This window comes from Escherichia sp. HH41S (genome assembly GCF_009820115.1).
GTDB classification, from domain to species: Bacteria; Pseudomonadota; Gammaproteobacteria; order Enterobacterales; family Enterobacteriaceae; genus Escherichia; species Escherichia coli_F.
This window is the reverse complement of sequence record NZ_VNXE01000025.1, coordinates 1-245: the sequence shown is the minus strand read 5'-3', so window position 1 is coordinate 245 and position 245 is coordinate 1. Positions and strand designations below refer to the sequence as shown.

At 60.8% G+C, this 245-nt stretch carries 1 protein-coding gene; it reads right to left on the bottom strand.

Going from position 1 to position 245, the window contains the following annotated elements; genetic code table 11:
• A partial coding sequence (locus tag FQZ95_RS06305; protein WP_160530015.1) for an Ig-like domain-containing protein occupies nucleotides 1-245 on the bottom strand: 245 nt, incomplete at both ends.

Genomic DNA, 245 nt, shown 5'->3' with positions numbered 1-245 from the left:
CCACTGAGCCGTCCTTAATGACCACCAGATCCGCGATCTTCGCCGTGCTGACATCAGCAATAAACGTCACGTTCTGGTTCAGAGTGCTGTTGCTGATGCTGGCAGTGACCGTACTGGCTCCGGCGGTCTGGCTGGTGACGGAGATTATCGCCGCGCCGTCCGACTCTGTGATAACCGTCGCGGCAACCGCTGCCCCGTTGTCCGCTGAGACGCTGACCGTCTGTCCGGCCAGTGCATTGCCGAAC